The following is a 15,134-nucleotide window of genomic DNA, read 5'->3' as shown; positions in this document are numbered from 1 at the left end:
AGTCACGGGAGCAGTCACTGCTCGAGAAGGAACCAGAGCGGGTCCGTCAGAACCACAAAGGCGCCCGGCGGGTCAGGGGTAGCAACCGTCGCCGGGCGAGCTGTGGACAATGCCAGGTGGGATGATGGTTGGATCGGCCGTGTCACGCGGTGAGCGCGACGGTGGATATGTTCGGCGATGAGACTATCAACCCCTTCCCGATTCCGAGTGACTTGGAATCGCCCCTGCATATCACTATACCTACGATACTGTGTGAACCGGACGGTCACTAGAGTCGACAGCGAACACCGAATGCTGCTCGATCGTGCGGAGTAATACGTGTGATTTGGTTCCCGAAAAATCCTGACCACGGGAGGTTCGACTTCGATGCCGACCGACCGTTTCATCCCGGGCGGATCGCCGTTCCAGTATCATCGAACGACCGCTTTGACACCCTCATTAGGTCCAGGTCGGGTCGACCCGGTCACGACTGCTCGGTTGCAACTCGGTCGAGAAACGACACGAGCGCGTCGACTGCGGTCGCAAATGTTTGCTCGCCCTGCTCTGTGGAAGCGCCCGTCGCGTCGCCCACCGCGCCGTTCTCGCTGAACTCATCGGTGAAATGATGGAGGGTCCCGCCGTCGACCGTACTCGCCCACGTCGGTGCGTCGCCGGCGACCGGCTCCCCGACATCGTCGGGACACAGATACAGGAGGATCGATGTCTCGAGGGTCCCCGCGTGCCCGACGTGGTCGTCGACAGCGCGCATCCACTCCCAGCGGAACACGTCCATGTCGATCGATTCCAGTTCGGTCAGCTCTCGAGCGAGATGAGACAGTGTCTCGCCGTTTCCACCGTGTCCGTTTACGAAGACGACCGTCTCGATACTGGCACTCGAGTCCGAGATGGATTCCACGACATCGCGGGCGTACCGGCGAAGCGTCTCCGGCGAGACCGACAGCGTTCCGGGAAACCGACCGTGGTACGGGGCGACCCCGACCGGCAACGGCGGGAGCACGGCCGCGTTCCCGTCCCACTCTCGATCGGCCGCAGCGGCGAGCGAGCGAGCAATGATCGTGTCGGTCCCGACCGGCGCATGGGGCCCGTGCTGTTCCGTGCTGCCGACCGGCAGGAGCGCCGTCGTCGGCGCTGCCGACTCGATCTCCGTCCAAGAATTTCTCTCGAGATCCATCTACATGTGGATTCGATTGGTGACCCGCTTAATAGGTCCGAAGGAGTTTCCCTGCTGTGATTCGGCAGGAGTTCACCGGTCACAGCATATCCACCATGCAACTGCTCCTGCAACCGAAGAACGTCCAGCCACCTACAGTCCGGATCGGTGCCGATGTCCACTATCTTTCTTCGAGGAGAGAATCCCGCCGTTGGTACTGTCTAGTTCAGCACCTCCTCGACTGGTGTCTTTCCGCCGAGAGCTTGATGCGGTCTCTGACGGTTGTAGTAATGCATGGATTGTTCAAGCCACTTGCGAACGCTTGTCCGACTGCCTACCCACGAGTTATGGAAGCGGTCGATCCGCATTTTGAGGGTATGAAACTACTTTTCGATCAGATTTCGGTCGGTATAGTTGGCCCGACCGCTCAATCCTAACCGAGCAAGGGCAGTCCGATAGCCGAATTGATCGACAAGAATCTCAGCCTCGGAGAGATCGTGTTTCTCGTCGAGTTGATGCAGAAACGCAGCCGCTGGATCAGTGCCATCTCGACCAAATAACGCGACATCAAGAATCAGTTTTGTCTCGATGTCTATTGCAGCGTACAACCAAGACAACTCGCCGTTTATTTTGACAGCGGTCTCATCAACTGCGACCCGCTTCGGCTGCGCCTCTGGCAGGTCGCAGCCACTGTCAGCCAGCCGATGCACCCAATTCCAGAACGCCCCATGAGATCGTTCAACGCCTAATTCAGCGAGAATCGTTGTTGTCTCTCGAAGTGAACAGCCAGTTTCGTGGAGGCGGGCGGCGAACGCCCTGACGGGCGTCGCCGTCCGCTCGTTCTCCCACAATTCTTCTAAATCCGCATCATCGCTCTTACTGAGCAGGTCTGCGAGCATCTCTAGACAAGTTACTCAACGACCTGCTCACTTCTCAAACTGACTCAACTAGTGGTTCTTCAGCCGTGAATAGATGCATCAAAACCAGCAGACGAGAGCAGTCCTGTACTTATCGATTGGATCTGGAAGCAACACTAGACAGTGCCGGGTGGCTCGATTTGTTTCCGTTCCAATAGAAGAAGGAATTCGAACAGATGGCAGTTGCAGGCCGACGTTCGGATCCGGTATCGAAACACGTCTTAAACCCCCGTAATATTACGGGTTAATTGTCATTGTTTCTGAATGCGGATGGTATTCGTATGAGTAGCAGACCCAAGGAGCCAGTGACCGACCAAACGACCCATCATCTCCGCCATGAGTGGCAGGGAACAGAATTAGTAAGCGATCAGATCGTGGAAAAGATCGCAGAACACGAAAACGCGGATCCCGGAGAGTTGCCGTCCCTGAGCAAAAGCATCAATCCGACGGCGCTCAATACGGCATTCGAAGCACCCGACGACGATGCGACTATGGCGGGCTGTATAACGTTTTCCTACTATGGCTACACCGTACTCGTTCAGAGTACCGGCCAAGTGCTGATCAAGAAGAGCTAATCAGGATACTGTGGCAGAGAGTCCCCCACGATCATCGGTGGTGACCTGGACTGGCTCCTTGTAGACTGGGTGTACCAACACGGATAGACTCCACGTCACACCGCCTATCTGACACCACGAGTTTTCACTTGGACGGTCCGTGATTCCTCGGCGGTTCTGACCCAGACGATTTGTTTTCCGTCGAAAATCGTTCGGCTATCCGCTCGAGAACGTCGGAGACAAACTGTACTCCCCCGACATCTCGACCCACGAATCACCGGTCGTTGGATTCCAGTACGCGGGTTCGATTCTCCCGAAAGGTATAGTAGCCACTGAAAGTCATTGCACACCTGATTGCACGACTGCGTCGCGATCAGTGTGTAAATCGTTTCAGTGGCTACTATACTGCTTCGGTACCTGTATTGGCTATTGCTCACGTGGGTTTCTAAGTGCGGTCGCGGCAGCACTAACCTTTTAGCCCCCACACCCGCTCTATCCACACCGTACTGCGGGACTGGGAGCTTCCCGGTGGAGGAGACACGCACATGAGCCAACCGACAGTCGTTACCGAGAGGGAGTCGTTCCTCGCTACTGCCGAGGGTGCACTGCCAGAAGCGAGAGTACCGATCGAGGTCCGCGTCTCCGTTTCTGACCCGTTCGCGGCGTATCGGCGCGCTCGAGATGGGTCCAACGGGTTCTACGTGGAGACGACCGGGGGACAGTCGGGATGGGGGTACTTCGGCGTCGCTCCAGTCGAGCAGATTGAGGTCCCTCACGACACCGCATCGGAGGATGACGGAAGCCCGTCGATAGCCGCAATCGATACCGTTCTCGACCGCGAACAGCTGGTCCGCGGAGGCTGTTCGGTCCCGTATCCGTGCGGCGCGTTCGGGTGGCTATCCTATGACATCGCCCGCGAACTGGAGACGCTTCCGGACACCACCGTCAACGATCGAAAGCTACCGCGTCTGCAACTGGGCGTATTCGATCGCGTGGCCGCCTGGCGAGAACCACGGGATGACGGGACAGTCACCCTCCACGTTACCGCGTGTCCCGTCGTCGGCACCGATCCGACCGCCGCGTACGAATCGGGCCTCGAGGATGCGATGGAACTCGCACGGGCGGCGAGAGAGGGGACAGAACGCCAGCGTACGCCACCCACGACGGCGGAGCGGGCCACGTTCGAAAGCGAGTGCGGCAGAGCGGAATTCGCGGATCGTGTCAACGCTATCAAGCAGTACGTTCGCGACGGGGAGACGTTCCAAGCGAACGTCTCTCACAGATTGGTCGCGCCCGCCGCCGTTCATCCGGTCGACGTGTTTAGCGCCGTCCGACAGGTAAACCCCGCTCCATATTCGGGCTTACTGGAGTTCCCTGGGCTCGATCTGGTGAGCGCGAGTCCCGAGCTCTTGCTCGAAGTTCGCGGCGACGAACTCGTCACGGAACCGATCGCGGGAACTCGTCCTCGAGGGACGACGGCCGAAGAGGATCAGACTCTCGAAGCGGACCTCCGGGACGACGAGAAAGAGCGTGCCGAACACGCGATGCTCGTCGATTTGGAACGAAACGATCTGGGCAAGGTGTGTGAGTACGGCACGGTTGGGGTCGACGAATACAGACGAGTAGACCGTTACTCGGAGGTCATGCACCTCGTCTCCGTGGTACGTGGCCGGCAACGAGACGACGCGACCCTCGCCGACGCGGTTTCGGCGGTGTTCCCGGGCGGGACGATAACCGGGGCTCCCAAGCCCCGGACGATGGAGATCATCGACGAAGTCGAAGCAACCCGACGAGGACCCTATACGGGCAGTATCGGTCTGTTCGGATTCGATAACCGAGCAACACTCAACATTATCATTCGAACACTTGTGCGCCACCACGACGAGTACTCGCTCCGTGTCGGTGCGGGGATCGTTCACGATTCCGATCCCGCTGACGAGTACGCCGAAACGTTGGACAAAGCCCGCGCGCTCGTTACCGCTGTCGACGAAGCGCTCGGCGATCAGGCGACGTTCGCTGTCGAAACGGCACCGGGCGTAATGGGGGAACGCTGATGTTCCTGCTCATCGACAACTACGACTCTTTCGTCTACAATCTCGTCCAGTACGTCGGCGAGTTTGCCCCTGTCGAAGTCCGCAGAAACGACGAAATCGACCTCGAGGGGATTCGATCGCTCGATCCGGACGGGATCGTCGTCTCGCCGGGACCGGGGAAACCCGAAGATGCGGGTATTTCTGTCGACGTGTTCGCCGAAACCGACTACCCCGCGCTGGGTGTGTGCCTGGGACACCAGGCGCTGTGTGCCGCTCACAACGTGTCAGTCGGCCACGCCCCCGAAGTGATACACGGGAAGCCGTCCGAGGTACGCCACGACGGTGCTGGACTATACGCTGGCCTCCCCGATCCGTTCGAGGTAGGGCGATACCACTCGCTTGCCGTCGAACAAGGGTCGTTGCCGTCTTGTCTCATCGAGACGGCCTGGACGGACGATGATCGCGAGATCCTGATGGGCGTCCGGCATGCAAACAGACCACACGTCGGCGTCCAGTTTCACCCCGAGAGTATCCTCACCGACGCAGGGAAGCGGATCGTCGAGAACTTTTGCTCGATGGCCGTCCAATAACCGGTCTTTGCTACGGTATCTCGTTCGCTGCGACGTTCACGGTCGCGAATGAATCGCCGACTCCCTATCAGTATTTCACAGTGATATCACTGTTATTCTATCGCCCTCTGGAACAACCGTCTATCTACCGTCGACAGAAAGAGGGCTGCGAGACAGGCGGTCTTCTGTCCCGTTCGATCAACGAGTTCCGTCGCGTGCTGACGGGTGTCGACGACCGTCGACAGCCACTGATCAAAGCGCTCGATGTTCCGAAACACGGTGTTACGGACGACTGGAAAGTTGAGGATCGATCGATGGCTAGGCTATCGCAAGGGCACCGATAGGAGCTACCGAAACGAATCATACACCGATCGAAACGCTGTCTGGCGGTCAGGTGTGTAGTGACGTTCGGTGGCTACGATAGTAGAACGGTTGTTTCGTCGCTACGACTGTGGATGAGGGGGTCTAGTTACGGAAAATGCGAGGCGAAAGCCTCGCCCTTCAGGGCGGGGATGAAGCCGACCAACAGTATTCAACCGCCGACGATGGCATAGACGGGGTTCCAACGCAATCTTTAAGCCGTCCGATCATGATAGTATGCATAGATGGTAAAGAGTACCCGTCATGCGAAATACGAACTCTACTACCACATAGTGTTCGTGCCGAAATATCGGCGTCCGCACCTGACGGGGAAGACGAAGGAACGTCTCGAAACCATCTTCGCGGAAATCTGTGAGGACAAAGACCTCGAACTGGCCGAGTCCGAGGTCATGCCCGACCACGTACACCTGTTCATCGGGAGTCCACCGAAGAACGCCACGTCACTCATCGTCAACTGGGTCAAGGGCATCTCGGCGCGGAAGGATAACCAGCGGTACGACGACCGCGTGAAGTGGACTCGTTCCTACTACGTCGGAACAGCGGGAAGCGCGTCGAAAGGCGCTGTCGAACAGTACATCGCTGAACAGGAAAGTGACGACGAATGAAGCGCGTCAACACCTTCGAGGTGGTTCCACAGACCGAGAACGACAAAGAGTGCCTTCTACGGCTACTCGACGCCTCCGCCTCTCTGTGGAACGAACTGACCTACGAACGTCGTCAGAACTACTTCGGTGACGGCGACGTGTGGGACACCTCCGAGTACCGAGGACGCTACAACGGCGTTGTCGGAAGCGCAACTGTCCAACAAGTCACGCGCAAGAACAGCGAAGCGTGGCGGTCGTTCTTCGCCCTCAAGGAGAAAGGCGAGGACGCCAACCCACCGTCGTATTGGGGCAACGAGGAAGACGGACGCGAACTCCGTACCTACATCCGAAACAACCAGTACACGATTCAGTGGGGCAAGCGTAGCCGTCTCGAAATCCCTGTCGGGCAAGAACTGAAAGACGAATACGGACTCGGATACCACGAACGACTCCGCCTCGAAGTCCGAGGCAACCCGAAGTGGGACGGCAAACAGGGTCGTCTGGAACTTGAGTACGACGAGGTTAGCGACACGTTCAGGGCTTTTCAGCCAGTCACCGTGCCTGATTCTCGACTGGATTCACCACTGGCTTCCGAAGAAGCCGCCCTCGACGTTGGCGCGAACAATCTCGTCGCCTGTTCCACGACCACTGGGAACCAGTACCTCTACGACGGCAGAGAGTTGTTCGGACGGTTCCGCGAGACGACCGACGAAATAGCCCGCCTACAGTCAAAACTCCGAGAGGGACGCTACAGTTCCAAACGGATTCGACGGCTGTACCGACAGCGGACGAAACGCCGTGACCACGCACAGAATGCGCTGGTACGCGACCTCGTTGAACGGCTGTACGACGAGGGCGTGGCGACGGTGTTCGTGGGTGATTTGACCGACGTGCTGGAAACGCACTGGTCGGTCAGGGTGAACGAGAAGACGCACAACTTCTGGGCGTTCAAGAAGTTCATCCACCGTCTCGCGTGTGTCTGTGAGGAGTACGGCATCTCTCTCGAAGCCGAGTCGGAAGCGTGGACGAGTCAGACGTGTCCCGAATGTGGCGACCACGAGGAGACAGTTCGCCACGGGGATACGCTGACGTGCCCATGCGGCTTCGAGGGGCGCGCCGACCTCATAGCGTCAGAGACGTTCTTTCGAGAAAACAGCGATACAGAAGTCAGGCCGATGGCACGGCCCGTGCGATTCGAGTGGGACGACCACGAATGGTCGGGGAAACCACACCCTCACGAAAGTCCCAAAGAAGTGCGCACGAACCCGCAAGTTGCCTCCGTGGGTCGGTAGCCGAACCCCCAACGGAGGAATCCTCGCGCTTTAGCGCGGGGAGGATGTCAACGGGACCCGTGTTGGTCCGTGGCTGAGGAGGGCGCTACGAGATCCGGGACAGTCCGCGGTCGGGAACGACCGTTGGAAGGATCCAGATTCCTCATCCTGTGTAGGCACCGGGTGAGGTGCCATGTCACGTGTTACTCTATTGCTTAAAGTAACTTCACGTGGATAGTGACGGGATTTTATACGATCATGCCGGCAGCGGTGGGCACACCACCCCGCTTTTCCCGCAAACGAGGATGGAGAATCCGGTCGTCCTCGCTACCCGTAAAGTAATTACAGCTACCGAATGACCCTGCAACCGCCGACGCTGCGGGTACCCGCTCAGCGCCGACCGCCAGCTGTGGGTACGGTACGGTCACTGCAGAGTGACACTCGGAGATAAACCAATGACAGAAATTATCGATGGAAACGAGATTGCGGATCGAATCAAAGCAGAATTGAAAGTGTGCGTCGAAACACTCGGCGATCACGGCGTCACACCCGGTCTCGCGACGGTGTTGATGAGCGATGACGGCGCGAGCGAGACGTACGTGAACATGAAACAGCGGGCATGCGAGGAGATCGGGATCGAAGGGCGTCACCACGAACTCGAGGCCGAGGCGTCGTCGGACACGTTGGAAGGTCGGATAGAGGCGTTGAACGAAACCCCGGACGTACACGGCATTCTCGTCCAGATGCCGGTCCCTGACCACGTTGACGAGCAACCCATTCTCGAGCGGATCGATCCGATGAAAGACGTCGACGGGTTCCATCCGGAGAACGTCGGCAAACTCGTCACGGGCGATCCCCGACTCAAACCGTGTACGCCACACGGGATCCAACGACTGCTCGCCGAAACGGGTGTGGAGACGGCAGGAAAAGACGTCACAGTCGTCGGCAGGTCCAACATCGTCGGGAAACCGATGACGAACCTCCTCGTCCAGAAGGACGATCTCGGTAACGCGACGGTGACGACCTGTCACTCCCGAACGGATGCGCTCGCAGAAAAAACGAAAAACGCGGACATCGTTATCGCCGCCGCCGGCGTCCCGGAACTGATCGACGGGTCGATGCTATCGGAAGACACCGTTGTCATCGACGTGGGCGTCAACCGTGTCGACGCCGATACGGAGAAAGGGTACGAACTCGTCGGCGACGTCGAGTTCGAGAGCGCGAAGGAGAAAGCCAGCGCGATTACGCCCGTCCCCGGCGGCGTTGGCCCGCTGACGATTGCGATGTTGCTCTATAACACCGTCAAGGCGGCCAGCCTGCAGGAGAACGTCGACGTTGATCTTCCCTGACCAGCAGTGGCTCGCGCTTCCCGAAAGTAACACATAAACTTCATTTTGTGGACCGTTTGTAACATTTCTAGCTAGTAGTGGAGTCGCCGACCCTATGCCGTAACTCAGTGCCGTCAACCGGTTTTGACTTAAATGACCGTTGCACTTATAAGAGAATCCACCGGATTGGGATGTGTTATATGAGCACAGACAGCGTTCCGTCACGAGCAGATACTGTCGTCATCGGTGCGGGTGCCGTCGGGTGTAGTGTCGCATACCACTTGACCGAACTCGGGGCGGAAGACGTCGTCGCCCTCGATCAAGGACCGCTTCCGGTGACCGGTGGCTCCTCGACGCACGCTCCGGGGATCATGTTCCAGACGTCACCGTCGAAAATCCAGACGAAGACGGCTCACTACACGAGCCGGCTCCTGAAAGACGCCGGCGTGTACACGGAAGTCGGCGGGATCGAAGTCGCACGCTCGGAAGAGCGCATGGACTTCCTCGAACGTCGTGTCGAGTGGGCCAAGTCCTACGGGCTCCCCGATCCGCAACTCCTCGAGCCCGAAGAGGTCGTAGAGCACCTGCCGCTCGTCGACGAGGACGAGATCCTCGGCGGGTACTATTCGCCGACGGACGGGCAAGTGGCCGGCACTGACGCTCTCCAGTGGTATATCAACGAGTCGGCGGCCGACTTCTACGGAAATACCGAAGTGACGGACATCGAGACGACCGACGGCGAAGTGACGGCTATCGAAACGGACCGGGGGCGCATCGAGTGCGATCGATGTGTCCTCGCGACGAACAACTGGGCGTATCAGACCGGACAGATGGTCGATCTCGACCTCCCGATTGCGCCCGTCGAACACCAGTACGTCGTCACCGAGTCGTTGCCGGAACTCGAGGGGAACGCCTCGTCGCTCGGTGACGCGACGGCCGGTCTCGAGGTTCCTGGAGACCGAACCATCACCGAGTCCATGTCCCAGCCTCCGGATCGGCCTGTTGGCCGCGACCAGGATCATTCGCTGTACTTCCGCACGCACGGAGACGGGTACGGGCTTGGGTCCTACAACCACGAATCCTTGGTCGTCGACCCCGAGGAGATGGGGAAAAACACCGACGAGAGTCAGGCATCGGTACACAGTTTCACCGAGAAACACTGGACGAAAGCGACTCATCCAAACCGGGACAAATCACCGCAGCAGGCGTTCGACGAACTCCTCCCCGCCACACAGGACAAAGAGTTCCAGGTTACCGAGAACGGTATCTTCGTCTACACGCCCGACGGAATGCCCGTCATCGGCGAGACGCCCGAGATCGACGGCCTCTGGACCGGCTTAGCGATCTGGTGGACGCACTCGGGCGGGTACGGTCGAATTCTCGCGGAGTGGATGGAAAACGGCGTTCCCCGTCTTCCGTCCGGGCCAGTCGATACCAGTGGCATCCACGTCGCACGGTTTGCACCCCACGCGGGGAACAAGGAGTTCTTCATGGACCGCGGTGGAAAGCGCTACGAGCAGGTATACAGCATCGTCGAGCCTCGCTGGCAACCGGACGAGCACCGAGGACTGCGCGAGAGCCCCTTCTATCCACAGCAGGCGGAACTCGGTGCCGAGTTCTTCCAGAGCGGCGGCTGGGAATCCCCACAGTGGTACGAGTACAACGAGGACCTCGTCGACGAGTACGAAGACCAGATCCCCGAGCAAGACGAGTGGCAGGGGATCAACCGGTCGCCGATCGAGGGCGCAGAGCACCTCCATACCCGTGAGAACGTCTCGATGTACGATATGACGACGTTCAGTTCGATCATGGTGGAGGGCGATGACGCCGGCGAGTTCCTCCAACAGGTCTGTAGCAACGACATGGAGATCAGCGTTGGCCGAGTTCGCTACACCACGCTGCTGAACGAGGGTGGCAACGTGATCGCGGACCTCACCGTGGCTCGCCTCGACGACGACGAATACATGGTGACCACGGGCGGGGGCAACTCGCCGGGGATCCACGGCTCCTGGCTACAGGAGCACGCCCCGGAGACCGTCTCCGTCACCATCGAGGAGTCGGCGAAATGCACCGTCGGGCTGTGGGGGCCGAAGTCCCGGCTGCTGCTCCAGCGAGTCACCGACGCCGACGTCTCGAACGATGACTTTCCGTACTTCAGCTGTAAGCGCATGTACGTCGGCGACGTGCCGGTCATTGCACTCCGGGTGTCGTACGTGGGCGAACTCGGCTGGGAACTGTGGGCCCCATCGGAATACGGGCGGAAGCTCTGGGACACCCTGTGGGAGGCCGGCCAGGATCTCGATGTCAGGCCGATCGGCGACGGCGCGCTCGAGTCGATGCGACTCGAGAAAGGGTTCCGTCTGTGGGGGACGGACATCGACACGGACGTCAATCCGCTCGAGGCTGGCCTTCCCTTCGCCGTCGATCTGGATACCGAGTTCATCGGCAAGGAAGCGCTCGCCGAGGCCAAAGCGGCGGGCATCGACACCGAGGTCGCCTGTCTGACGCTGGACGAGTCGACCGACGCGATGCTCGGCGGTCGACCGGTGCTCGCGAACGGTGAGGTTCTCGGATACGTGCAGGCCGGCGACTTCGGCTACTCGGTCCAGGAGTCGATCGCCTACACGTACCTGCCCAGCGAGTACGCCGAGGCTGGTACCGCGGTCCAGATCCAGTGTGAGGGCGAAACGTACGACGCGACGGTCCGCGACGAACCGCTGTTCGACCCCGGGCGCGAGAAGATCATCCGGTGATCGAACGATGTCGATAGACTCTACACCATGAGCGAATCACGCGAACGGCAGGTACGATACGAGGATATTCAGGAAGCACACGACCGGTTGGACGACGATACGGTCGTCAAGCGCACGCCGGTCGAACAGAGTACGTCCCTTGGCGAGATGGTTGGCGGCGAAGTGTACCTGAAGATGGAACACCTCCAGTGGACCGGGTCGTTCAAGACGAGAGGTGCCTACAACAAGATATCTCGGTCTGTCGAGGAGGGTGTCGATGAGTTCGTCGCAGCCAGCGCCGGAAACCACGCACAGGGCGTCGCGCTGGCGGCGACGGAGTGTGGCGCGGAGTCGACCATCGTCATGCCGAAGACTGCCCCGCAGGCGAAGATCGACGCGACCCGCGGCTACGGTGGGTCCGTCGAACTCGTCGGTCAAGACTTCCAGGACGCGATGTCGTACGCCCAGTCCGAAGCCGAAGGCGGCGACGCGGAGTTCGTCCACGCGTACGACGATCCGCACATCGTCGCCGGGCAAGGGACACTCGGGATCGAGATGGACGAGGACTGCCCGGACCTGGACACCGTCGTCGTCCCGATCGGCGGCGGCGGACTCATCAGCGGGATCTCGACTGCCTTCGCTCACCGGTCGCCCGACACGCGGATCGTCGGCGTACAGGCGGAGGGCGCGTCGACGGTCCACGAGAGCCTAGACAAGGGAATGCCGGTCACACTCGACGAAGTCGACACGATCGCTGACGGGATCGCGACCGGTGGCATCTCTGACTTGACGCTCGATCTCATCGACGCCCACGTCGACGAGATCGTGACCGTCTCCGACACGGAGATCGCAAAAGCGATCTTGCTACTGCTCGAGCGCGCCAAGCAGGTCGTTGAAGGCGCTGCGGCGGCGTCCGTCGCAGCAGTGCTGAGCCCCGAACTCGACGTTCGGGGAGAAACGGTCATGCCGCTACTCTGTGGCGGGAACCTCGACATGACAATGCTTCAGACGGTGCTCATCCACGCGCTCACCGACCGAAAGCAGATCCTTCGGTTGCGCGTCCGGATCAACGACGCCCCGGGAAAGATGGAAGATATCTCCGGAATTATCGCAAACCACGGCGCGAACATTCACGATGTCCGCCATGACCGGGCGGTGGAGAATCTCAGCGTTGGTGATTCCTATCTCGTCTTTCGGATCGAAACGAGCGGTGCCGAACACGCCGAGTCGATCATCCGGGCGATCGAATCAGAAGGATACACCGTCGAAGACATCAACCAGACGTAAAAATAAAATTATACGTAGTGGAAGCATCGCTCCGGAAAGGAGTGGATTCCTTCTGATGTATTGTCACAATGTGTTCAGTGACAGTCACTACCAGGGGTTTATACGCCACTACGAGATTTTAGCAGATGGGAGAGACCCCAATGCTATCACGAGACAAGGGTACCGCGCGAGCGGGTAGACCGCGAAACGAGAATACACGAGCAAACAACGTCGCGAGATCTGATGGATTCGTATCGGGACGGACAACACGTAATCGAGGCAAACAGTGGTGACTGTATATGGTCGATTCTAAGCCAAACGGTCGGTTCGCTCGGTTCACGGACGAACTCGACGGTCCCGTGTTTCTCGTCGGGTTCCTCACAGCGTTGATAGCAGTCGTCGCGTTCGCGCTGACACCGGACAGAGCCGCCGAGGCTGTCAACAATGTGAACTCGTTCCTGTGGCAAAACGTCGGCTGGGTGTACATCCTCGCGATGTTCTTCATCGTGGTGTTCGCGTTGTTTCTGGTGTTCGGTCCGTGGGGGAACATCAAACTCGGCAAGCCCGACGAGGAGCCAGAGTACAGCTTCCTGTCGTACTTTTCGATGTTGTACTCAGCCGGGATCGCGGCAGGAATCGTCTTCTGGGGGCCGGCAGAAGCGATCTTCCACTACGATACGGTCCCGCCGTTCGTCGGTGCCGAGTCACAGACGGCCGACGCAGCGGTCGGTGCTGTCCAGTACACGTTCTTCCACTGGGGACTCTCCGCGTGGGCCGCGTACGCCATCATGTCACTTCCCATCGCGTTCTATACGTACCGGCACGACGCGCCCATGCGTATCTCGACGGTACTCGCTCCGTTCTTGGGCGTCGACAACCTAGACAGCGTCTGGGCGAAACTGGTCGATATCCTCGCAGTGTTTGCCACCCTCGGCGGGATCGCGACGACGCTGGGGTTCGTCGGGAGCCAATTCCTGACCGGCATCGAGTACACCACCGGGGTATCGGTCGGTGACGCTGGGACGGTGCTGGCGATCACCGGCCTGACGATCGCATTTACGCTGTCCGTAACGTTGGGTATCGAGAAGGGGATCCGTCGGGTCTCCCAGTTCAATATGGGGCTGTTCATGCTCGTCATGCTGCTGGCGTTCGTACTGGGGCCGTCAGTGTACATCATGACGGTCACGACGGAAGCGCTCGGGCAGTATATCAATCAGTTCGTCGCGATGAGTTTCTTCCTGAACGCGGGCAACGGCGCGAGCTGGGTCGGTAGCTGGACCGTCTTCTACTGGGCGTGGTGGTTCTCCTGGACGCCGTTCGTCGGCCTGTTTATCGCCCGCGTTTCGCGCGGTCGGACGATCCGGCAGGTCGTCGCCACCGGCGTCCTGGCGTCGACGGCGATAACGATCCCATGGTTCGGCATTATGGGGAGTACTGCGATCAAGTTCCAATCGACCAACGCGGCGGATATCCTCGGCGTTATCTCCGAGTACGGCGTCGCCGGCTCCGGCTATCCGCTGTTCGAGGCGCTCCCCCTCGGTGGCATACTGAACCTCCTGTTCTTGCTGTTGATCACGACGTTCTTCGTTACGTCGGCGGACTCCTCGACGCTGGCACTAGGGATGCTCACGACCGGCGGCGAACTCGAGCCGTCGACGGTCAATCGCGTGATCTGGGGCGGACTGGTCGGAGCGCTGGCATCCCTGCTAATGGTCGTCGGCGGTGTCAACGCGCTCCAGGCGGCGTCGATTATCACCGGCGGGCCGTTCGCCATCATTACGCTCCTCGCGGTCGTCGCGATCATCTACACCTGCCGGGATATACGACCCATCTTCTTCGACAGCCGTCACTCGGATACCATGTCGGGCTCGTCCACGAAATTCGACGCTCCGGACGACATGTCAGCCGAAGGGGCAGACGACGATTGATCGCTATTCGACGGCGCTGGGATCCAAACGGTCGAAACAGACCTCACGGAGACACTACCTGACGACGAGAGCGGTCACATCGAGCGGAACGATCGGCTGATAGAGACTCGATCGTCCTCGCAGTGAAAGGGAAGTGCAGCAGCCGTAGCCCCGGCTCTCCGTCTGCTGCTTGTCCATAGTGACCCGTCCTCGCTGTGGGTCATAGTTCACCGCGTTTCTTTGCATCGTAGAGAGACGCGCTGTCCCGGCCGACAGAGTGGTAGAGAGCGGCGCGCAGTTCGGTGAGAGTATCCGCCGCTCGAGGCGGCAGGCGTTCGAACCGCAAGTACACGATAGAACTTCGAGCGCACGCTGCAATCACGGAGTCGTCGACCCGTCCGGACCGTCTCACACACGGGTCCGCCGGCGTGACTGCCCGATC

At 59.6% G+C, this 15,134-nt stretch carries 10 protein-coding genes and 1 pseudogene; 9 read left to right on the top strand and 2 right to left on the bottom strand.

The window, feature by feature from the left end; all coding sequences use genetic code 11:
* Positions 1-463: 463 nt before the first annotated feature.
* A complete protein-coding gene (locus tag ACJYUO_RS17780) occupies positions 464-1,171 on the bottom strand; it encodes a creatininase family protein (protein WP_494346674.1) in 708 nt (235 codons plus the stop codon).
* 200 nt (positions 1,172-1,371) lie between these two features.
* Positions 1,372-2,049 (bottom strand): annotated as a pseudogene (locus ACJYUO_RS17775) (IS6 family transposase).
* Positions 2,050-2,348: 299 nt separating this feature from the next.
* On the opposite strand from ACJYUO_RS17775, the gene ACJYUO_RS17770 reads away from it, so the two are divergent.
* From ACJYUO_RS17770 to ACJYUO_RS17730, 9 genes are all read left to right on the top strand, one after another.
* The gene (locus tag ACJYUO_RS17770) at positions 2,349-2,642 is read left to right on the top strand and encodes a HalOD1 output domain-containing protein (RefSeq protein ID WP_494346673.1); all 294 of its coding nucleotides are present in this window, start codon (positions 2,349-2,351) and stop codon (positions 2,640-2,642) included.
* 524 nt (positions 2,643-3,166) lie between these two features.
* Complete coding sequence (pabB, locus tag ACJYUO_RS17765) at positions 3,167-4,675, top strand: aminodeoxychorismate synthase, component I (protein ID WP_494346672.1); 1,509 nt, start codon at positions 3,167-3,169, stop codon at positions 4,673-4,675.
* Complete coding sequence (locus ACJYUO_RS17760; RefSeq protein WP_494346671.1) at positions 4,675-5,244, top strand: anthranilate synthase component II; 570 nt, start codon at positions 4,675-4,677, stop codon at positions 5,242-5,244. Before pabB ends, ACJYUO_RS17760 begins: the two co-directional genes overlap by 1 nt.
* A 584-nt stretch (positions 5,245-5,828) precedes the next feature.
* Entirely contained in the window at positions 5,829-6,209 is a 381-nt protein-coding gene (gene tnpA / locus ACJYUO_RS17755; protein ID WP_494346670.1) for an IS200/IS605 family transposase, read from the top strand.
* A complete protein-coding gene (locus ACJYUO_RS17750) occupies positions 6,206-7,480 on the top strand; it encodes an RNA-guided endonuclease InsQ/TnpB family protein (RefSeq protein ID WP_494346669.1) in 1,275 nt (424 codons plus the stop codon). Before tnpA ends, ACJYUO_RS17750 begins: the two co-directional genes overlap by 4 nt.
* A gap of 434 nt (positions 7,481-7,914) precedes the next feature.
* Positions 7,915-8,808, top strand: a complete 894-nt coding sequence (locus ACJYUO_RS17745) for a bifunctional methylenetetrahydrofolate dehydrogenase/methenyltetrahydrofolate cyclohydrolase (RefSeq protein ID WP_494346668.1) — start codon at positions 7,915-7,917, stop codon at positions 8,806-8,808.
* Positions 8,809-8,987: 179 nt separating this feature from the next.
* The gene (locus tag ACJYUO_RS17740) at positions 8,988-11,540 is read left to right on the top strand and encodes a GcvT family protein (protein WP_494346667.1); all 2,553 of its coding nucleotides are present in this window, start codon (positions 8,988-8,990) and stop codon (positions 11,538-11,540) included.
* Between the two features lie 27 nt (positions 11,541-11,567).
* The gene (ilvA, locus tag ACJYUO_RS17735) at positions 11,568-12,806 is read left to right on the top strand and encodes a threonine ammonia-lyase (RefSeq protein WP_494346666.1); all 1,239 of its coding nucleotides are present in this window, start codon (positions 11,568-11,570) and stop codon (positions 12,804-12,806) included.
* A 278-nt stretch (positions 12,807-13,084) separates the two neighbouring features.
* The gene (locus tag ACJYUO_RS17730; protein ID WP_494346665.1) at positions 13,085-14,713 is read left to right on the top strand and encodes a BCCT family transporter; all 1,629 of its coding nucleotides are present in this window, start codon (positions 13,085-13,087) and stop codon (positions 14,711-14,713) included.
* Positions 14,714-15,134 lie beyond the last annotated feature (421 nt).

The sequence above is a fragment of the Natrinema sp. CRL1 genome, assembly GCF_059162405.1.
Note: the sequence above shows the minus strand (reverse complement) of the source record. Positions and strands in the feature narration are given on the sequence as shown.

Bases quoted from the DNA above. Each gene is read 5' to 3' on its own strand.
- ACJYUO_RS17780 (WP_494346674.1), bottom strand. From the start codon at position 1,171: ATGGATCTCGAGAGAAATTCTTGGACGGAGATCGAGTCGGCAGCGCCG.
- ACJYUO_RS17770 (WP_494346673.1), top strand. From the start codon at position 2,349: ATGAGTAGCAGACCCAAGGAGCCAGTGACCGACCAAACGACCCATCAT.
- pabB (WP_494346672.1), top strand. From the start codon at position 3,167: ATGAGCCAACCGACAGTCGTTACCGAGAGGGAGTCGTTCCTCGCTACT.
- ACJYUO_RS17760 (WP_494346671.1), top strand. From the start codon at position 4,675: ATGTTCCTGCTCATCGACAACTACGACTCTTTCGTCTACAATCTCGTC.
- tnpA (WP_494346670.1), top strand. From the start codon at position 5,829: ATGGTAAAGAGTACCCGTCATGCGAAATACGAACTCTACTACCACATA.
- ACJYUO_RS17750 (WP_494346669.1), top strand. From the start codon at position 6,206: ATGAAGCGCGTCAACACCTTCGAGGTGGTTCCACAGACCGAGAACGAC.
- ACJYUO_RS17745 (WP_494346668.1), top strand. From the start codon at position 7,915: ATGACAGAAATTATCGATGGAAACGAGATTGCGGATCGAATCAAAGCA.
- ACJYUO_RS17740 (WP_494346667.1), top strand. From the start codon at position 8,988: ATGAGCACAGACAGCGTTCCGTCACGAGCAGATACTGTCGTCATCGGT.
- ilvA (WP_494346666.1), top strand. From the start codon at position 11,568: ATGAGCGAATCACGCGAACGGCAGGTACGATACGAGGATATTCAGGAA.
- ACJYUO_RS17730 (WP_494346665.1), top strand. From the start codon at position 13,085: ATGGTCGATTCTAAGCCAAACGGTCGGTTCGCTCGGTTCACGGACGAA.